The sequence below is a fragment of the Nocardia sp. NPDC051911 genome (genome assembly GCF_040681035.1).
In the GTDB taxonomy this organism is placed as follows: Bacteria; Actinomycetota; Actinomycetes; order Mycobacteriales; family Mycobacteriaceae; genus Nocardia; species Nocardia sichangensis.
Genome location: NZ_JBFAXY010000006.1, coordinates 102,011 through 121,164, shown reverse-complemented (window position 1 = coordinate 121,164; position 19,154 = coordinate 102,011). Strand labels below are relative to the sequence as shown.

Annotated in this window: 19 protein-coding genes; 14 read left to right on the top strand and 5 right to left on the bottom strand. The window is 69.0% G+C overall.

Annotation, left to right across the window (positions count from 1 at the left end; genetic code table 11):
- Positions 1–84: 84 nt before the first annotated feature.
- Positions 85–693: a DUF4126 domain-containing protein gene (locus tag AB0L97_RS09640; RefSeq protein WP_364427047.1), complete on the bottom strand. Its 609-nt coding sequence runs from the start codon at positions 691–693 to the stop codon at positions 85–87.
- Positions 694–869: 176 nt separating this feature from the next.
- The gene (locus tag AB0L97_RS09635) at positions 870–1,574 is read right to left on the bottom strand and encodes a hypothetical protein (RefSeq protein ID WP_364427044.1); all 705 of its coding nucleotides are present in this window, start codon (positions 1,572–1,574) and stop codon (positions 870–872) included.
- A gap of 212 nt (positions 1,575–1,786) precedes the next feature.
- Here AB0L97_RS09635 and map point away from each other — a divergent pair, with 212 nt between their 5' ends.
- From map to AB0L97_RS09610, 5 genes are all read left to right on the top strand, one after another.
- Entirely contained in the window at positions 1,787–2,650 is an 864-nt protein-coding gene (gene map, locus AB0L97_RS09630; protein ID WP_355070033.1) for a type I methionyl aminopeptidase, read from the top strand.
- A 37-nt stretch (positions 2,651–2,687) separates the two neighbouring features.
- Complete coding sequence (locus AB0L97_RS09625) at positions 2,688–4,226, top strand: cobyric acid synthase (RefSeq protein WP_364427039.1); 1,539 nt, start codon at positions 2,688–2,690, stop codon at positions 4,224–4,226.
- Between the two features lie 141 nt (positions 4,227–4,367).
- Positions 4,368–4,601, top strand: a complete 234-nt coding sequence (locus AB0L97_RS09620) for an AbrB/MazE/SpoVT family DNA-binding domain-containing protein (protein WP_364427036.1) — start codon at positions 4,368–4,370, stop codon at positions 4,599–4,601.
- Positions 4,598–4,990 carry a type II toxin-antitoxin system VapC family toxin gene (locus AB0L97_RS09615; RefSeq protein ID WP_195149221.1) on the top strand — a complete coding sequence of 131 codons (393 nt, stop codon included), beginning with the start codon at positions 4,598–4,600 and terminating at the stop codon, positions 4,988–4,990. Before AB0L97_RS09620 ends, AB0L97_RS09615 begins: the two co-directional genes overlap by 4 nt.
- Before the next feature lie 56 nt (positions 4,991–5,046).
- Positions 5,047–5,610, top strand: coding sequence for an alpha/beta hydrolase (locus AB0L97_RS09610; protein WP_355070039.1), 564 nt, complete (start codon positions 5,047–5,049; stop codon positions 5,608–5,610).
- Here AB0L97_RS09610 and AB0L97_RS09605 read toward each other — a convergent pair.
- A complete protein-coding gene (locus AB0L97_RS09605; protein WP_355070041.1) occupies positions 5,590–6,651 on the bottom strand; it encodes an alpha/beta hydrolase in 1,062 nt (353 codons plus the stop codon). The genes AB0L97_RS09610 and AB0L97_RS09605 overlap by 21 nt on opposite strands.
- A gap of 295 nt (positions 6,652–6,946) precedes the next feature.
- On the opposite strand from AB0L97_RS09605, the gene mqo reads away from it, so the two are divergent.
- The 7 genes from mqo to AB0L97_RS09570 all read left to right on the top strand — a co-directional run bounded on the left by mqo (position 6,947) and on the right by AB0L97_RS09570 (position 13,859).
- Positions 6,947–8,461, top strand: coding sequence for a malate dehydrogenase (quinone) (gene mqo / locus AB0L97_RS09600; protein WP_364427031.1), 1,515 nt, complete (start codon positions 6,947–6,949; stop codon positions 8,459–8,461).
- 19 nt (positions 8,462–8,480) lie between these two features.
- Positions 8,481–8,936, top strand: a complete 456-nt coding sequence (locus AB0L97_RS09595) for a GNAT family N-acetyltransferase (RefSeq protein ID WP_356961386.1) — start codon at positions 8,481–8,483, stop codon at positions 8,934–8,936.
- Between the two features lie 156 nt (positions 8,937–9,092).
- Positions 9,093–11,105: a VWA domain-containing protein gene (locus tag AB0L97_RS09590; RefSeq protein WP_364427355.1), complete on the top strand. Its 2,013-nt coding sequence runs from the start codon at positions 9,093–9,095 to the stop codon at positions 11,103–11,105.
- The gene (locus AB0L97_RS09585; RefSeq protein ID WP_364427027.1) at positions 11,102–11,248 is read left to right on the top strand and encodes a hypothetical protein; all 147 of its coding nucleotides are present in this window, start codon (positions 11,102–11,104) and stop codon (positions 11,246–11,248) included. The genes AB0L97_RS09590 and AB0L97_RS09585 overlap by 4 nt, the downstream gene beginning before the upstream one ends.
- Before the next feature lie 20 nt (positions 11,249–11,268).
- A complete protein-coding gene (cobO, locus tag AB0L97_RS09580) occupies positions 11,269–11,883 on the top strand; it encodes a cob(I)yrinic acid a,c-diamide adenosyltransferase (RefSeq protein ID WP_364427024.1) in 615 nt (204 codons plus the stop codon).
- A 79-nt stretch (positions 11,884–11,962) separates the two neighbouring features.
- The gene (locus AB0L97_RS09575) at positions 11,963–13,504 is read left to right on the top strand and encodes a cobyrinate a,c-diamide synthase (RefSeq protein WP_364427022.1); all 1,542 of its coding nucleotides are present in this window, start codon (positions 11,963–11,965) and stop codon (positions 13,502–13,504) included.
- A complete protein-coding gene (locus AB0L97_RS09570) occupies positions 13,491–13,859 on the top strand; it encodes a cobalamin biosynthesis protein (protein ID WP_355070053.1) in 369 nt (122 codons plus the stop codon). Before AB0L97_RS09575 ends, AB0L97_RS09570 begins: the two co-directional genes overlap by 14 nt.
- A gap of 29 nt (positions 13,860–13,888) precedes the next feature.
- Here the strand turns inward: AB0L97_RS09570 and AB0L97_RS09565 are convergent, their stop codons facing one another.
- Both AB0L97_RS09565 and AB0L97_RS09560 read right to left on the bottom strand, forming a co-directional pair.
- Entirely contained in the window at positions 13,889–14,986 is a 1,098-nt protein-coding gene (locus AB0L97_RS09565; protein WP_356961392.1) for a hypothetical protein, read from the bottom strand.
- A 2-nt stretch (positions 14,987–14,988) separates the two neighbouring features.
- Positions 14,989–16,119 (bottom strand): phosphotransferase family protein, encoded by a 1,131-nt coding sequence (locus AB0L97_RS09560; protein ID WP_364427018.1) that lies wholly within the window; start codon positions 16,117–16,119, stop codon positions 14,989–14,991.
- Positions 16,120–16,358: 239 nt separating this feature from the next.
- On the opposite strand from AB0L97_RS09560, the gene AB0L97_RS09555 reads away from it, so the two are divergent.
- Complete coding sequence (locus AB0L97_RS09555) at positions 16,359–17,717, top strand: DoxX family protein (protein WP_364427015.1); 1,359 nt, start codon at positions 16,359–16,361, stop codon at positions 17,715–17,717.
- A gap of 66 nt (positions 17,718–17,783) precedes the next feature.
- Positions 17,784–19,142 carry a DoxX family protein gene (locus AB0L97_RS09550; protein WP_364427012.1) on the top strand — a complete coding sequence of 453 codons (1,359 nt, stop codon included), beginning with the start codon at positions 17,784–17,786 and terminating at the stop codon, positions 19,140–19,142.
- The last annotated feature ends 12 nt before the right edge of the window (positions 19,143–19,154 follow it).

Genomic DNA, 19,154 nt, shown 5'->3' with positions numbered 1-19,154 from the left:
GGCGGGCGCAACGGGGCGCCCCGCCCGGCGTGCCGCGTGGTCGACTGGCGCGGCACGCCCGTGACGGATTCGCCTGCGTGGCAATTATTCAGCGACTGCGACTCGGTTGCCCGCGCGCGCTGCCCGGCGGGCGCGGCGCCGGCGCAGATAGCGACGGATCCGGCTCGCGCAGAAATACACCAGCGCCAGACCGATGACGAGCAGCACCGCCGCGATCACCGCCGCCGCCAGAGGGTGGAACACGGCCAGGGTGACCACACCCGCGACGGTCACGTCCTCGGCGGTGCTGACCACGATGTTGCTGGCGGGCTCGGGCGAGGTGTTGACGGCCATGCGCGTTCCGGCCTTCACCAGGTGGCTCACCAGCGCGGCGGTACCGCCCACCGCACCGGCGGCGAGCTGCGGCAGCGAACCGTCCTGTCCGGCCAGGAGAGCCGCGACCACGGCGCCCGCGATCGGCCGCACCACGGTGTGCAGAGCGTCCCAGAACGAGTCGAGATACGGGATCTTGTCCGCCACGGCCTCGATCAGGAACAGCGCTGCCGCCGCGATCAGGACATCGGTGCGCTGCAATCCATCCGGTACCGAATCGGTGAATCCGAACCGGCCCAAGATTCCGAGCAGCAGGACCACCGCGTATGCGTTCACTCCGCTGGCCCAGCCTGCGGTGAAGATGAGAGGTAGTGCGGACACGCGCCCATGGTAGGGCGACCGGGAGTGCAGTGTCGGCGGCGTGATCTCGTTGCCAGGCTGCCGAGCCGAACAAGGGGGTGGACTCCGCTGCCCGGCGCGGCTACCGGGTTGGGCGACCCTACATGCTCGACTCAGAGGCAGTGCATGCCCATTCCGTACGATCACGGACCGGCAGGCTAGCCGAGGTCCCTGCGGCCCTGCTCGATGAAGTCGCTCACCAAAGAATCGAGCCTGTTGATGAAATTCATGAGCACCGTATCGAGGGCGGCGCCGTCGAGCTTCCGTTCATCGCTGTCGGAAGGGGCCTCGGTCCTGACCGTATATTTCTGCACGAAGGGCATGTAGTGCTTGTCCAGCAATTCTTTGGTCTCTTCGGGAAATTTGGCCAACAGGTGGATCATGTCTTCGCTGGATGTCATGGAGGCCATATAGAGAGTGGACAGGAACTTGTTCATGCGCTGGCTGAACTCGACTGTCGCGGCGCGGAAGCCGTCGAGGTTGTCCACGCGAAGGAGACCGGCCATCTTTCCCGTCTGCTCCACGAAATTGAAAGTGCTCGCAAGAAATTCGTAGTATGACTTTTGGCGATTCTCGCGAGTCACCTGTATCAACGCTAGTTGCTGGTCTCTGTCTGCCTTGTTGACCGTGACGTACACGGCCGCCGACGCCGACACGACACTGGAGATCAGCGCAGCGCACAGGGCCGCTATGAGCGCGTAGCGTCCACTTCTGGTGGTCGCGTCCGCCTCGCGCGGGAGCACGTCCTCTTGCGCGGCCTGCGCGGTCGTGGAGTTTTCCTCCGACTGGTCGGGGGGTATCTCGGGCGACGAAGCCGCTTCATTTCTGTCTCGGTGCGGTGGAGAAGCTGGTTCAGTGGCCATTTTCACTCCCACCGGAAGAGGGCTTTCGGTCGACAGATGATCTTATGTGGACGGAGGACGCGGTCGGCGGAATTACTCGCTCGGGTGTCGCCTATGCCGACGTGCCGGGATAGCTCGTTCCGAGGGTGTGCCGATGAGCACGGTGCCCGTGGTCCGGCCCTGTCCCCGGAGGCCCTCGGCACCGCTGGTGTCGGCCGATTACGCTGTTCGCTATGTCTGTCCGCACCCGCAAGCCTCTCGTTCCCGGTACGTTGTCGCCCACCCGTGAAGTCCCGCGCGCCATCGAGCGCCCGGAATACGCGTGGAAGAAGACCGCCAACGAGGGACGCGAGCCCTGGGTGCAGACCGCCGAGACGATCGAGAAGATGCGCATCGCGGGCAAGATCGCCGCGCAGGCGCTGGAGGAGGCGGGTAAGGCGGTCGCCCCCGGTGTCACCACCGACGAACTGGACCGCATCGCGCACGAGTACATGTGCGACCACGGCGCCTACCCGTCGACCCTCGGTTACAAGGGTTTCCCGAAGTCGTGCTGCACCTCGCTGAACGAGGTCATCTGCCACGGCATTCCGGACTCGACCGTGATCGAGGACGGCGACATCGTCAACATCGACGTCACCGCCTACATCGACGGCGTGCACGGCGACACCAACAAGACCTTCCTCGCCGGTGACGTCGACGAGGAGGTGCGCCTGCTCGTCGAGCGGACCGAGGAGGCCACCATGCGGGCCATCAAAGCGGTGCGTCCCGGTCGGGCGCTGAACGTGATCGGCCGCGTCATCGAGTCCTATGCCAACCGTTTCGGCTACGGCGTGGTGCGCGACTTCACCGGCCACGGCGTCGGCCCGACCTTTCACAGCGGGCTCGTGGTGCTGCACTACGACCAGCCCGCGGTGGAGACCATCATCGAACCCGGCATGACGTTCACGATCGAGCCGATGATCAACCTCGGCGGCATCGACTACGAGATCTGGGACGACGGCTGGACCGTGGTGACCAAGGACCGCAAGTGGACCGCGCAGTTCGAGCACACCTTGGTGGTCACCGATTCCGGGACCGAGATCCTGACCCTCCCGTGACCGGAGGCCCGGCCGTGCGCCGGAAGACCGGCCCGCGATGAAGGGCGCGCTGCTGGTCGCGGGCACGACCTCGGACGCGGGGAAGAGCGTCGTCGTGGCCGGGATCTGCCGGATGCTGGCGCGGCGCGGCGTGCGGGTCGCGCCGTTCAAGGCGCAGAACATGTCCAACAATTCCGTGGTCACGCTCGACGGCGGGGAGATCGGGCGGGCGCAGGCGTTGCAGGCTCAGGCATGCGGGCTGGAGCCCAGCGTGCGGTTCAATCCCGTCCTGCTCAAGCCCGGCAGCGACCGCCGTTCCCAGCTGGTGGTGCGGGGCAAGGCGATCGGCACCGTCGGCGCCGAGGACTACTTCCGGCATCGGCGGGAATTGCGCGATGTGGTCGCCGCGGAACTCGCCGCGCTGCGCGCCGAATTCGACGTGGTCGTCTGCGAAGGCGCCGGATCGCCCGCCGAGATCAACTTGCGCGCGACGGATCTGGCGAACATGGGCCTCGCGCGCGCGGCGGGCCTGCCGGTGCTGCTGGTCGGGGACATCGATCGCGGCGGCGTGCTCGCCCACCTGTTCGGCACCGTCGCCATCCTGGAACCCGAGGACCAGCAACTGATCTCGGGTTTCATCGTGAACAAGTTCCGCGGCGCGGTTGAGCTGCTACAGCCGGGACTGGAGCGTCTCACCGAACTCACCGGTCGCCCGACCCTCGGTGTGCTGCCGTACGCCGAAGACCTCTGGATCGACGCGGAGGACTCGCTGGGCACCCTCGCCGACGCGCCGGTGGGCCGCCCCCGGCCGCCGGTGGGCGAGGAATGGCTGACCGTCGCCGCGATCCGGCTGCCGCGCATCTCCAACTCCACCGACGTCGAGGCGCTGGCCTGCGAACCCGGCGTCGCGGTGCGCTGGGTGACCGAGCCGTCCCGGCTGGCGAACGCCGATCTGGTGGTGCTGCCCGGCAGTAAGGCGACGGTGTCGGATCTGCGGTGGTTGCGGCGTACCGGCATCGCCGACGCGCTGATGGCGCGCGCCGCCGCGGGCGGGCCGATCCTGGGCGTGTGCGGCGGATATCAGATGCTCGGCACCCGCGTTCTCGACCGCGTCGAGTCCGGCGCCGGTGCGGTGGACGGACTCGGGCTGCTCGACCTGACCGTCGAATTCGCCGAGCCGAAGGTGTTGCGCCGCAGTGCCGGGCACGCGGCGGGCGTCGCCGTGCGCGGCTACGAGATCCATCACGGCCGCGTCACGCACCGCGGCGACCCGGCGTGGCTCACGATCGACCGCGAGCCGGAGGGCAGCGTCCGCGGCGCGGTGTGGGGCACACACCTGCACGGGCTGCTCGAGTCCGACGAGTTCCGCCGCGGGTGGCTCCGCGCGGTCGCCGCCGCGGCAGGTCGGTCGGGATTCGCTGTGGCCGAAGATGTTTCGGTCGCGGGGGTGCGCGCCGCGCAACTCGATCTGCTGGCCGACCTGATCGAAGGTCACCTCGACCTCGCCGCGCTCGAGCGCCTGGTCGCCGAGGGCGCGCCCGCCGGTCTGCCGATCATGGCCACCGACGTGGTGCTCGCGAGCGACCGTATCGGTTGACGGGAGCCACCCCGCGCCTTACCTTGCAGTAAGGAATTCGGCTCCAGGTAAGGCTGGGTCGAGCGAGTGCGGTCGGGTGCGAGGATGATGGCGGCGGAGAAGAGACCCAACAGCCGAGGGGGCAATGTGGTGTCGGCGACGGTGACCAGTAAGGGGCAGATCACCATCCCGATCGACGTGCGTGTGGCGATGGGATTGCGTACCGGAGTGCGGGTCGCCTTCGTCCCCACGCCCAGCGGCACCTACGAACTGGTGCCCGAAACGCGCACGATCAAGTCGCTGAAGGGCATCGTGGGCTGGTCCGGCTCGCCGATCGGCCTCGGGGAGATGAACGAGGCCATCGCGGGCAACGTGGTGGAAGGGAAGGCGCAATGATCGGCCTGGACGCGAACGTGCTGATCCGCTACCTCACCCAGGACGACCCGGAGCAATCCGCCCGCGCCAATCAGGTGATCGACGGGCTCAGCGAGAGCAAACCCGGCTACATCACGATGATCGTGCTCGCCGAGATCCACTGGGTGCTGCGCCGCGGCTACAAACAGGATCCCGAAGCGGTCACCGACGTGTTGCTCGGACTGCTCGATTCCAGCGAGATCGTGGTCGAGCGCGCCGACACCGTTCGCCAGGCGCTGCGCCGGGCCGCCGACGGCGCGGACTTCGCCGACGCGCTGATCCAGCAGCTCGGCCAGGAGGCCGGGTGTGACCTGACCGTCACCTTCGACCACAACGCAGGTGAGCGGGCCGGGATGCGCCTGCTCGCCTGATTCCGCCACCCCGGACCCGCCGCCACGGCGCCGCGAGCCGTGTAGCGTGAATCGGCATGGAATCTCGGCAGATCACGGTGGGTGACCGGGCGTGGACCGTGCGGATCGACGGACCGGAATCCCGGCACAGCGTGCTGCTGCTGCCCGACGCGGGCGAGCCGGCGGACGTCTTCGATCGGGTGTGCGCTCGCCTGCACACCTCGGATCTGCGCACCTTCGCGGTGGAGTCGATCGACGGCCTCGACGCGGCCGGTGTGACCGCGATCCTCGATGAGCTGGGGTTGCCGTGGGTCAACGTGGCCGGATGCGGCGCGGGTGCCGTGCTGGCCTGGCAGGCGTGCGCACACGGCTTCGGCCGCTTCCAGAGCCTGGTCGTGGCCGATCGCGGCCACCCGGCGACTCCCGGCGCCGACGGAACGGTGGTGGATGCGTCCACCGGTCCGGTCGAGGTACCCACCACGCTCTTGGTGACCAAGAATCTGCCGCGCTCGGTGGCCGACACGTCGGGGCGGTTCGTCTACGGCGAATTCCGGGTGGTCGAGGTCGACGTCACCGACGTGGCCACCGAAGCCGACCACGAGCTGGCCACCGAGATCGTGCTACGCACCAGCCTCTGGTGACTTCGCGCCCTGGTAGTCCGCGAGCCAGTCGAGCCAGCTGTCGAGCTCGCGGAACGCCTGGGCCAGCGGTTCCGGGCCGGACAGGAACACGTCGTGCTTGGCGCCGTCGATCGGCACCATGTTGGTGCGGTCGCCAAGGCAACCCGACCAGCGCTGGATCTGTTTGACGTCGAGCACCGCGTCGGCCACGGCCACGGCGGGACCGTACTGTTTGGCGAACTTGGTCATCCGGGAGCGCAGGATCAGGGAGGGCACCCCGATGTCCAGGCCCTGGTGCAGCCGCGCGTGGCCGTTGCGGATCGCGCGCAGCCAGCCGAGCCGGACCGGGAAGCCCTGCAACGGCTTCCAGTCCAGGTTGTACTCCCACTCACCGGACGCCGAGTGGTGCAGGCTGTCGCCGTAGGTGCTGATCTTGCCGCCGGGCAGCTGGACCATCTTCCGGAACCGTCCCACGGCCTTGATGATCGGCGTTCCGATGCTCCGGTAGTACGCGGGACCCTGCAGGTCGAACCACGGGCTGTTGAGCACGACGCCGGTGATCCCCGCGGCGGCCGTGCCCTGGGCCCGATTGAGCCGGTCCAGCCACAGCGACACGACCAGGCCGCCGGTCGAGTGGGCGTTGAGCACGACGGGAGCACCGGTCTCGGCCCGGACGATCCGCAGCGACTCCGCCAGCTCGCGGTCGTAGAAAGCGAGATCCGTCACATAGTGGGGGGTCTGCCCTTCACGCAGCGACCGCCCGCATTTACGCAGGTCGAGAGCATAGAACTGGAACCCGCGCGCGGTGAAGTGCTCGGCCAGGTGCTCCTGGAAGAAGTAATCGGTGAAGCCATGGACATAGAGCACCGCGCCCGCGGTCTGCTCGACGTCGCCGGACGGGACGTAGCGCACCAGCGTGGCGACCACCTCGCCCTCACCGTCGGGGTCGGGACCGAGGTCCAGCGTGCGCTGCTGATAGTGCGGGCCGAGGACGTCGGGGCGCCAGCCTGCGCCATCCGGGGAGGTGCTGACCGGCTCGGCAAGCGACTGTTCGTTCGTCACGCGACCAATCTATTGGACGGTGTCGAACGCGGACAGTCCGCGGCCGCCGCCCGGCCGCCGAAGTGACGACCGTCTCTGTCGCATTCCGCACATTCTGCAGGTTCGCTGCGGGGTGGCGGCGTGGTGAGGTGCACAATTGGGCGTAGGTGAACGGCGGGTAACCTGACTCCCGCCATGCCGTTCGGAACCGGCGGACGCCGGAACCGAGCCACAACTACACCGTGCCCAGGCTGGTCCACCCGCCCGGTGGGCCCGCGCAGACAAGGAAGTCGATCTACCCGTGCCGAACGCTGCCATGACTGAAAAGACCGATGTAGTACTCATCGGTGCCGGCATCATGAGTGCCACCCTCGGCGCGCTGCTGCGGCAGCTGCAGCCGGACTGGTCGATCTCCCTGTTCGAGCGGCTCGACGCCGCCGCCGCGGAGAGCAGCGATCCGTGGAACAACGCGGGCACCGGACACTCGGCGCTGTGCGAGCTGAACTACAGCCCGCAGCGGCCCGACGGCTCGGTGGACATCACCAAGGCCGTCGACATCAACGAGCGCTTCCAGGTCTCCCGCCAGTTCTGGTCCTACGGCGTGGAGAACGGCATCCTGCGCGATCCGTCCGCCTTCATCAACCCCATCCCGCACGTCAGCTTCGTGCACGGCGCCGACGACGTGCAGTACCTGCGCAAGCGGTACGAGGCGCTGGCGCCGCACCCGCTGTTCGAGGGCATGGAGTACATCGACAGCCCCGACGAGTTCTCCCGCCGCCTGCCGCTGATGGCGCGCGGGCGCGACTTCTCCGATCCGATCGCGTTGAACTGGACCGACGGCGGCACCGACATCGACTTCGGCTCGCTCACCCAGGAACTGCTCGCCTACCTCGGCGCCTCCGGCGCCGACCTGGCCTTCGGGCACGAGGTGCGTGACCTGTCCAAGCAGTCCGACGGATCATGGCTGGTCACGGTCCGCAATGTACGCACCCGCGAAAGTCGCACGCTGATCAGCAAGTTCGTCTTCGTCGGCGCGGGCGGCGGCGCGCTGCCGCTGCTGCAGAAGGCGAATATCAAAGAAGCGAAGGGCTTCGGCGGGTTCCCGGTGAGCGGTCAGTTCTTCCGCTGCGTGAACCCGGCGCTGATCAACCAGCACGAGGCCAAGGTGTACGGCAAGGCCGCGGTCGGCGCTCCGCCGATGTCGGTGCCGCACTTGGACACTCGCGTCATCAAGGGCAAGCCGGGCCTGCTGTTCGGCCCGTACGCGGGCTGGACGCCGAAGTTCCTCAAGGATGGCAAGAACACCGACCTGTTCAAGTCGGTGCGGCCGAACAACATCTTCTCGCTGCTCGGCGTCGGCGTCACCGAACTCGGCCTGACCAAGTACCTGGTCAGCGAGCTGCTGAAGTCGGAGGCGGGCAAGGTGATCACGCTGTCGGAGTTCATCCCGCGCGCCGAGGCCAAGGACTGGGAGCTGATTACAGCGGGCCAGCGCGTGCAGGTGATCCGGCGCAAGGGCGCGGGTGGCGTGCTCGAGTTCGGCACCGCCGTGATCGCCGCCCAGGACGGCACGATCGCCGGTCTGCTCGGCGCGTCCCCGGGCGCTTCCACCTGCGTGACCGCCATGCTGGACGTGCTGCAGCGGTGCTTCCCGCAGGAGTACGCCGAATGGACGCCGAAGCTGAAGGAAATGGTGCCCTCGCTGGGCGTCAAGCTCTCGGAGGACCCGGCGCTGTTCCACGAAGTGTGGGATTGGACCTCCAAGGCGCTCAACCTCGTCGACGGCGGCGACAACACGCCGAGACGTGCAGGGGTCGCGGCGAACGCCTAGGTTGTGATAGCAAGGCGCGATGATGTCAACGGTTGCTCTCAAACGCTCCTGGGCGCAGGATCTCGATACCGCGACGCTCTACCAGCTGTTGAAACTTCGCGTCGAAGTCTTCGTCGTCGAACAGAAGTGCGCGTACCCCGAACTGGACGGGAAGGACCTGCTTCCCGAGACCCGGCACTTCTGGCTCGATGACGAGGGCGAGGTCATCGCCACGCTGCGGTTGTGCGAAGAGCACCGCGACGGTGTGAAGAGCTTCCGCATCGGCAGGCTCTGCACCGCGGTCCCCGCTCGCGGACACGGGTACACCACGCGACTGCTGCAGGCGGCGCTGGCCGAGGTGGGCTCGGCGACGGTGCGCCTGAGCGCGCAGAGCTACCTGATCGACCTGTACACCAAGCACGGCTTCAAGGTCGACGGCCCGGAGTTCGAGGAAGACGGCATCGCGCACGTGCCGATGCGCAGGGGAGGCGAGTAGCCACTCCACCCGCCATTCGCACCCGCTCCGGAAGTCTCCGGGGCGGGTGCGGCGCTTTCGGGGCCCGCCCGCATCGGTTCTGAATCGAAGGGCCCTGTCGGACGGGTGCGGGCGCGCCCTTAGAGTTGGGGCGTGTCCCTGTCCCATGCCGAAACAGTGCCTACGTCCGATCAGCGCGGCCGAACACTTTCCACCTCGGACGGTGAGGCGGGATTTCCCTTCTCGGCGGTGGTCGGGCAGGAACGGCTGCAACTGGCGCTGATTCTCTGCGCGGTGCATCCCAGTATCGGCGGCGTGCTGGTGCGCGGCGAGAAGGGCACCGCGAAATCGACCGTGGTGCGCGCGCTGGCGCAGTTGCTCCCGCCGGTGGTGGACGAGACCGGCGCCCGGCCCGCTCGCTTGGTGGAGTTGCCGGTGGGTGCGACCGAGGACCGCGTGGTCGGCTCGCTGGACTTGGAGCGGGTGCTGCGCGACGGGGAGCAGGCGTTCCGTCCCGGCCTGCTGGCCGCCGCCCATCACGGTGTGCTGTACGTCGATGAGGTCAATCTGCTGCACGACCATCTGGTGGACGTGCTGCTGGACGCCGCGGCGATGGGCCGGGTGCACATCGAGCGCGACGGTGTGTCGCATTCGCACCCGGCGCGATTCGTTCTGGTCGGCACCATGAATCCAGAAGAGGGCGAGCTGCGTCCACAGCTGCTGGATCGATTCGGCCTGACCGTGGACGTGGCCGCCTCCCGGGACGTGGACGTGCGCATGGCGGTGGTGCGCCGCAGGCTGGACTACGAGGCCGACCCGGCCCGATTCGCCGCCGGGTACGCCGAGGCCGACCAGGAAGTGGCCGAACGGATTCTCGCCGCTCGCGACCGGCTGGGACAGGTGGCGCTCGACGATGTGGAGCTGCGCCGGATCGCCGCGCTGTGCGCCGCGTTCGACGTCGACGGCATGCGCGCCGACCTGGTCGTCGCGCGCACCGCGACAGCGCACGCCGCATGGCGCGGCGGCGACGCGGTGACCGAGCACGACGTGCGGGTGGCCGCCGAACTGGCGTTGCCGCACCGGCGCAGGCGCGATCCGTTCGACGAGCCCGGCATCAGCGAGCAACAGCTCGACGACGCCATGCGCGACGCCGCCGCGGAGGCGCAACGCGAACAGCCGTCGTCCGCGCAGCAGGACGCCGGGGAGGCCGACGGTGCGGTGACGGACGAAGAAAGACGGGCTCGTCCCGGGGACGACCCGGACGACCCCCTACCGCCGGAAGGTCCGGGCGGAGGCCATGAAGACCCGTCGCCGCCGGACGGTCCGGGTGGCGGGCGCTCGGGTGAAGGTCATACCGGCACACCGGTTTCCGCTGGTGCGCGGACACCGCGCTGGGAAGTGCCCGGAGTCGGCGAGGGCGCTCCGGGGCGCCGCTCACGCGCGGAATCCCGGCACGGGCGAGCGGTGCGTTCCAGCACCGACACCTCCTCGGGGCTGCACCTGCTCGGCACCGTGTTCGCGGCCGCGCCGCATCAGCATGCGCGCGGGCGGGCCGCCGGGCCGTTGCGGCTGGCCGCCGCAGACCTCCGTGGTGCGTATCGGGAAGGCCGCGAAGGGAATCTGGTCGTGTTCGTCGTCGACGCCTCCGGCTCGATGGCCGCCCGCGACCGGTTGTCCGCGGTCACCGGCGCGGTCGTCACGCTGCTGCGCGACGCCTACCAGCGCCGCGACAAGGTCGCCGTCGTCACCGTGCGGGGTGCCGAGGCCGAACTCGTGCTGCCGCCCACCTCGTCGGTCGACATCGCGGTGCGCCGGTTGTCCGGGATGCGCACGGGCGGGAAGACGCCGCTGGCCGCGGGCCTGCTGAAGGCGCGCGAGATCGTGCTGCGCGAGCGGGTGCGGGATCCGCGCCGCAGGCCCATGCTGGTGCTGCTCACCGATGGCCGCGCCACCGGTGGCGCCGACCCGGTTTCCCGCGCCCGCGCCGCGGCCCGCTCGCTCGCCAGGGACGCGGTCACCTCGATCGTGGTCGACTGCGAACGCGGCATGATCCGGCTCGGTCTCGCCGCGGATCTGGCTCGCGACCTGCGCGGTGGATATCTGCGGTTGGCCGAGCTGACCGGCGATTCGGTCGCCGATGTCGTGCGGTCGAGTTCCGCACGCCCGAGTGGTGCGGTTCGAGCGGCGTGACCACGACTTTCGATCGGCGTGTCCACTACGTGCCGCTCGGCGGCACTCGCCTGGTGGGCGGCGCGATCGGTCGAGCGAGCACGCGCCCGTTCGGTCCGGGCCGGTTGTGTGAGGTCGTGGCTTCCGACCTGGACACGCTGTAGGTCGAGAGCAAGGAGATTCGATGCCCAAGGGTGTTCCCGAGACCGTTCCCGACGACGGACTGACCACGCGGCAGCGGCGCAACCAGCCGGTGCTCGCCGTGCACACGGGGCCGGGCAAGGGCAAGTCGACGGCCGCGTTCGGGATGGCGCTGCGGGCCTGGAACCAAGGTTTCGACGTCGCGGTGTTCCAATTCGTGAAGAGCGCCAAATGGAAGGTCGGGGAGGAAGCCGCCTTCCGCGCTCTCGGCACACTGCACGAGCAGACCGGCGCGGGTGGGCCGGTCGAATGGCACAAGATGGGCGAGGGCTGGTCCTGGACCCGCAAACAGGGCACCGAAGACGACCACGCCGCGGCCGCGCTGGCGGGCTGGCAGGAGATCGCCCGCCGCCTGGGAACCGAACAACACCGCTTCTACGTCCTCGACGAATTCACCTACCCCCTCAAATGGGGCTGGGTGGACACCGCCGAAGTAGTCGAAACCCTCCGCACCCGCCCCGGAAACCAACACGTCGTCATCACCGGCCGCGACGCCCCCCAACCCCTCCTCGAAGCCGCCGACCTGGTCACCGAAATGACCAAACTCAAACACCCCATGGACGCGGGCCGCAAAGGCCAACGAGGCATCGAATGGTGATCTCCGCGAGTGGCACATGGCTGCGGCGAATCGCGAGAGGGCCGCACGAGGGTGTACCACTCGTGAAGCGGAGGCGGGGATGAGAGCCGTTGTGGTGGCGGCGCCGGCGTCGGGGAGCGGGAAGACGACGGTGGCGACCGGGTTGGTGGGGGCGTTGCGGCGGGTGGGGCATCGGGTGGCGCCGTTCAAGGTGGGGCCGGATTACATCGATCCGGGATATCACGGGTTGGCGGCGGGGCGGCCGGGGAGGAATCTGGATCCGGTGCTGGTGGGGGAGGAACGGGTTGTGCCGTTGTACCGGCACGGCGCGTGGGGGTGCGATCTCGCCGTGGTCGAGGGCGTGATGGGGCTGTTCGACGGGCGGATCGATGAACACTATTCCGGCGCGGTGGCGGAGGGTTCGACGGCGCAGGTCGCGGCTCTGCTCGGGGCGCCGGTGGTGCTGGTGGTCGACGCGCGCGGGCACAGCCAGAGCCTGGCGGCGCTGCTGCACGGATTCGCGACCTTCGACAGCGGCGTCCGGCTCGGCGGTGTGATCCTGAATCGGGTCGGCAGCGAACGGCACGAGCAAGTGCTGCGCGCCGCCTGCGATCGCGTCGGGCTGCCGGTGCTCGGGTCGTTGCCGCGCCTGGCCGAACTCGAGGTGCCTTCCCGGCATCTCGGCTTGATCCCGGCCGTGGAACACGGTTCTGCCGCGACAGCGGCGGTGGCGGCGATGACGGACCTCGTCGCCGCGCATGTGGACCTGCACGCCGTCGCCGCACTCGCTCGCTCGTCGGTGGCGGGACCCGCGTGGGATCCCGCCGCGGCCGTGCGTGGGCTCGAAGGGGTAGAGGACACCGCGGCGTCGCTCGGTGAAGCCGGTGACATGGCGGCGACGACATTTGTCGGCGGTGATCGGGACTCGCGCGTCTCCACGGAGCCTGGTGGTATCTCGCGAGCCGACGAAAGCACGGACGGCGCGATCGTCATCGGCGGACCCGCCGATCGGGAGGGTCCGCTGATCGCCGTGGCGGGTGGCCCGGCGTTCACGTTCGGCTATGCCGAGCACCGCGAGTTGCTGACGGCCGCGGGGGCACAAGTGGTCGTCTTCGATCCGCTGCACGACGAATTGCCCGCCGGGACAGCAGGGTTGGTGCTGCCAGGTGGCTTCCCCGAGGAGCACGCCGCGGAGCTGGCCGCCAATTCCGGCCTGTTGCGGGCGGTGGCCGAAGCCGCCCGCCACGGGATGCCGGTCCATGCCGAATGCGCCGGGCTGCTGTATCTGACCCGTTCGCTGGACGGGCACCCGATGGCCGGAGTGGTGGAGGCCGACGCCGCGTTCGGGCCGCGCCTGACGCTCGGTTACCGAGACGCCGTCGCGCTCGCCGACTCGCCGTTGTGGCGGGCCGGGGAACGGGTCCGTGGGCACGAATTCCACCGCACGCGCGTGGTGTCCGCGCCGCCACGGAATCCGGCGTGGGGATGGCGCGGAAGCGCGGGAGAGCGCGTCCAGGAAGGGGCGCTCAGCGGCAACGTGCATGCCTCGTACCTGCATACACATCCGGCGGGGAATCCCCAGGCGGTGCGTCGATTCGTAACGGAGACAGTGCGTTTCGCGAGTTCCCGTGCCGTCCGCTGAGATCGTCGTCGGCATCGGCCTGCGACCGCGCACTTCGGCCCGCACGATTCGCGCTGCCCTGCACGAGAGCGTGGGCGACCATCGGATCGTGTGCCTCGCCACCATCACGCGGCGCTCCGCCGAACCCGGACTGCGCGCGGTCGCCGCTGACCTCAGGGTGCCGCTACGGTCCTACTCCGCCGACGAACTGGCGGCGGTCACCGTCCCGAACCCGGGAGACCGGACGCGTGCCGCCATCGGCACGGCCAGCGTCGCGGAGGCCGCGGCGCTGCTCGCCGCCGAAGGCGGGCCGCTGGTGCTGTCCAAGCGCGTCGTGCACGGCGTGGTGCTCGCTGCAGCGCTGTATGAGCGATAGAGCCGTTCGACCCTGCTCCGGCCCCTGTTTCAGGGAGCGACCGAGCCCCAGTCTGCGAAGCCGGTGGGGTCGTGGCGGCCGATGCTGGCGTGCTCGAACAGGCCCCAGCCTTCGGCGTCGCCGCAGCGGGCGCGGGCCACGTGGTCGGTGACGCCGTAGGGGATGCGGGCGGCGATCCCGGGGTCGGTGAGGTCGTAGCGGCTGGAGGAGGACCAGTCGCGGCCTTTCCACTGGCCGTGCTGCCAGTCGGGATCGCCGCCGTAGCCGCATCCGACGTGCAAGGGAACGCCCGTGCCCGGCGTGATCTCGATCTCCAGGGGTTTGCCGTCCGGCGTGGTCAGCTCCAGTCGCGCCCCGACGGGAAACCTGGTGCCGGAACGATAGTCGATGGCGATGCGGGGCCAGCCGAGCTGTTCGGTGCGTCCGTCCGGCCAGATCCGGGTCGCGTCGTTGAGGGTGCGCCTGCCGTCCGGCTCCTCCTGCACGATGACCACGACGGCGAAGTCGTCGAACCGCAGCGGCACGTAGAGCCACCAGAATCCGCCCGAGGGCTCGGCGGCCGCGCGTCCGGGCGGCTCGGTCTCGCCGACCGGGCGGATGCCCCACGAACGATCCCTGGTCCCGGTCCACACCGCCGGGTCGACCATGATGTCGTCGCCGTCCACGTGCAGCGTTCCCGCCCACGAGCCGACCTGCGCGAATCGGGACGCGTCGATGATCGGCCGGTTGCCCGCGAGGATCTGGTGCGGTTGTTCCTGCACGGCGGGGAAGGCCCCGGTCCAGGTCAGGTCGAAGCCGAGATCGTCGTGCTCGCAGACCACCCGGATGCGCCGCAGCGGTTCGATCACTTCGACGCGGTAGCCGCCGACGCGCTGGTCGAGGCTCCGGTCGCCGAGCGCGTCGGAGAAGCGCACCGCGCGCACCGTGTCGCCGCGCCGGACGGCGGCGTAGGCGTCGGTCACCCCGAGGTTGGGGTACACGCCGAGACCGGTGATCAGGAACGTGCCGCCGTCGCGGTCGTGCGCGTTGAAGTAGCTGCGGTCGTAGAAGTTCCGATCGCTACTGGCCACCCGGGCCAGCGACAGCGGGGTCTGGTGGATCGGGTACTCGTCCAAGGGCACAGGCATGATCAGTCCCATTCGTAGGTTCCGTCGAGCAGCGCTTCCAGGCTTGCCCGGTGCATGACGTAGTCGTCGCGGTCCGGCGTGTCGGTGTCCTCGCCGAAGTGGATCATCCTGCGTTTCACCCGCGCCATCACGATCGCGTGCCGCAGCGCGGCGTACACGAGGTAGAAATCGAGATCGCGCACCGTGTGACCGGTCAGCTCCTCGTATTTCGACACCACGTCGTCGCGGCGGAGGAAATCGGGGAGCCCCGGCTGCCCGAAGCGGGTGGCCAGGTCCTGGAAGAACCGGTGGATGAAGATCACCCAGCCCAGGTCGAGCTCCCGCGGCCCGAGGGCGGCCATCTCCCAGTCCAGCACCGCCACCGGGTCGAATTCGCGGTAGATGATGTTGCCCGGGCGGGCGTCGCCCCAAGTGAGCACATCCGGACCGGGATCGGCGGGCCAGTGCTCCTCCAGCCAGGTGAAACTCCGCTCGATGAGTGGGATCTCGTAGCCGTCGTCCGCGAGCCCCCACCGGTACCAGGAGCGCTGCGCGGCGACGTGCCTGCGCAGCGCGTCTCCCGGCCCGCTCAGCATCGGGAAGTGCGCCGCCGGCTCGGGGAGGCCGTGGATCTTCGCGATCACCTCGACGGTGTTGTGGGTGAGCCGAAGGCGGTCGGCGGGATCGGCATCGAACAGCCAGCCGATGAACACGTACGGCGGGTTGTCCGTAGGCACCCGTCCGTCCACCCGGCGCATGACGAAGAACGGTGCGCCGAGCGGCTTTTCGTCGTTCTCCAGCCAGCACAGGCCCGGCACCGGCACGTCGGTGGCCGCGGCGACACCGGCCATCACCTGGTACTGGGTGGCCAGGTCGTAGGTCTCGAAGACCGGGAACGATCCGGCCTCGGGCGCCATCCGCGCCACGAACGACCCGCGCTCCGCCCGACCCCCGGCGGTCCATTCGGCGTCGAACAAAATCGAGGTGCTGGACATGCCGCCGGACTGTGGACGCGACAGATCCGAGATGCGCGGCAACTCGTCCGCGGCGACCTTCGCGTTCAGCCAGCGCGCCAGGTTCCCGGCGAGCGTGTCCAGGTCGCGTTCGCTGACGGTCAGCTGCTGTCGCTGTGCCGGGTCCGGATCGTCGGTCATCATTGTCCTCCTGACACGTGCGGCCCGGGTGCACCGCTGGCGGTGCGCCGGGATACGCGACTGTAACGCGTTCTAGTTATTGACGGGCCGGAACCGGGAACGAATCCCGGCGCCGCTCGGTGCGGCGGGCACGTAGGCCGAAAGAAGTACCCGGAAATCCAGGGTTTTCCCGGAGGTCATCCCATGACCTGGTCGGATACTTTCGGCTGGCCAATCTGTCGGCCTGCGAGGGGAGCGGTGTGCGTACCGTCGAAATGGAAGTCCTGACGAGCGGCGAGGCGCGAACCGGTGGCGAGCGGCGGCCGTGGAGCCTGCCGGCCCGGATCGCGTTCCGCTTCGTCTTCGCCTACCTCGGTCTGTTCTGCCTGCTGTTCGCCCAGATCCTCTTCGTCTTCACCGGGATACTGAGCAAGTGGCTGCCCGAGAGCGCGATCCTGTGGCAGATGCGCACGACGAGCCCGCTGGTCGGGTGGGTCGGCGAGCATGTCTTCGGGGTCGAAGCCGTCTTGCACGAGAATTCGGGCAGCGGCGACCAGGCCGCGATCTGGCTGCTGATCTTCTGCGAACTCGTCGCCGCGGCGCTGATCACGATCGTCTGGTCGATCCTCGATCGCCGCCGCCGGGACTACACGGCACTGCGCAACTGGTTCCTGGTGTTCATCCGGCTGTGCCTGGGCGGCCAAATGCTCTTCTACGGTATGGCCAAGGCGATTCCGTCGCAGATGCCCGCGCCTTCGCTGACCGCGCTGCTGCAACCGTACGGGACGATGAGCCCGGCGTCGGTGCTCTGGAACCAGGTCGGCGCCGCGCCCATGTACGAAATCCTGCTCGGTACGGCCGAGGTGCTCGGTGGCCTGCTGCTGTTCCTCCCGCGCACCGCGACGGCGGGCGCGTTGCTCAGTCTGGTGAGCATGGCACAGGTCTTCGTGCTGAACATGACCTACGACGTGCCGGTGAAGATCCTCTCGTTCCACTTGCTGCTGCTCTCGCTGGTGGTGCTGGCGCCGCAGGCCGGGCGGTTGGCGAACCTGCTCGTGCTGGAACGCCCGTCCGAACCGGCCGCGCAGCCGCCGCTGTTCGGTTCCCGCCGCGCGAACCGGATCGCGGCGGCGGCGCAAGTGGCTCTGGGCCTGTGGGTGCTGATCGGCGGTGTGTACATCGGCTGGCACACCTGGCGCGAGTCGGGTGACGGCGCGCCGAAGCCCGCGCTCTACGGCATCTGGACCGTCGGCGAGTTCACCAGGGACGGGCATCCGGCGCCGCCGCTGCTCACCGACGACGGCCGCTGGCGGCGGCTCGTCTTCGACCGCCATGGCACGACCGTGCAGAAGATGGACGACTCGTTCGTGCCCGTCGTGGCGGTGGTCGACGAGGCCGCGCACACCATTGTTCTGTCGGTGGCTCCCCAGTCGGCAGGCGCTCCGCCCGCCCGCCTCGGCGCCTTCACCTTCACCCGACCCGGTACCGACACGCTGTCGTTGACGGGTGAGCTGAACGGAACGCCGGTGACCCTGTCGCTGGACCGGATGGACCTGAATTCCTTCCCGCTGCGCGGCCGGGGATTCCACTTCGTTCAGGAATACCCGTACTTCCGCTGAAATCCCCTACGGCCACGGCTCTTTTCGATACCTTCGGTCTGCATCGACTCGGACTGGAGGGCCGTCGTGACCGAAGCGATCCTGGATCGGACAGACGCTGCCGCTAGCGCGGAGGACGCCGGAGTCCGGCCGTGGAGCGGGGCGACCCGGGTGACGTTCCGTTTCGGCTTCCTGTACTTCGGACTGTTCTGCCTGGCGTATCCGTCGATCGTCCCGGAGTTCCTCGGACTGACGCGCGAATGGCTGCCGGACTGGGTGAACTACGGCGCGGCCCGCGCGCTGCGTCCGGTGGTGGAGGGGGTCGGGACGCGCGTGTTCGGCGCGTCCGTCGCGGCGAACACCGCTTCGATCAGCGGTGACCAGGCGTACTTCTGGGTGCTGGTGTTCGTCGTCCTGGTGGCCGCGGTGTTCGGAACCCTGCTCTGGAGCGTGCTGGATCGGCAGCGGCCGCATTACCGCGCTGTGCAACCGTGGTTCCTGCTGTTCGTGCGTTTGTGCCTGGCGGGGCAGCTGGTCTCCTACGGCATGGCGAAGGCCGTCCCGACCCAGATGCCGCCCACACCGCTGAGCCGATTGCTCGAGCCCTACGGGAACTTCAGTCCGATGGCGGTGCTCTGGAACCACATCGGGGTGTCGCCGCAGTACGAGATCCTGCTGGGCTCGGCAGAACTGCTCGCCGGTGTGCTGCTGTTCGTACCGCGCACCGCGCTGGTGGGCGCCATGCTCGCCTTGGTATGCACGACACAGGTGGTCGTGCTGGACATGACCTACGACGTGCCCGCGAAAATCCTGTCGTTCCACCTGATGTTGCTGTGCCTGGTGCTGCTCGTTCCGGAGGCCGGGCGTCTGGCGAACGCGCTCGTACTGGACCGGCCCACCGGACCGTCGACGACACCGCCGTTGCTGCACTCGCCCCGTGCCCGTCGGATCGCGGCCGCGGCGCAGATCGCGCTCGGGGTGTGGCTGGTGTTCTCGAACGCCTACACCGGCTGGGAAAGGTGGAACGAAGAGGGAGCCGGGCGGCCGGAACCTCCGCTGTACGGCATCTGGGCGGTCACCGACTTCAGCGTGGACGGCAAACCGCTTCCACCGTTGAGCACCGATCAATTACGTTGGCAGAAAGTCGTCTTCGACCGGGACGGGGCGACCGTGCAACGAATGGACGGTCAGTTGGTCCCGGTGCTCGCCATGGTCGATCCCGGCGCGCGCACGCTTGTCATGGCCGCGCCGCCGACGGCCGTCGGCGGGGGACCGCAACCGCTGGGCAGTTTCGGCTTCGACCGGCCCGCGCCCGAACGGCTGACCTTGACGGGCACGCTCGCCGGGCAGCCGGTATCGGTGGCGCTGACCTCGGTCGCGCTCGAGGACTTCCCCTTGCGCAGCCGTGGTTTTCATTGGGTGCAGGAATATCCGTATTTCCGCTGAGCCGCCCGCGGC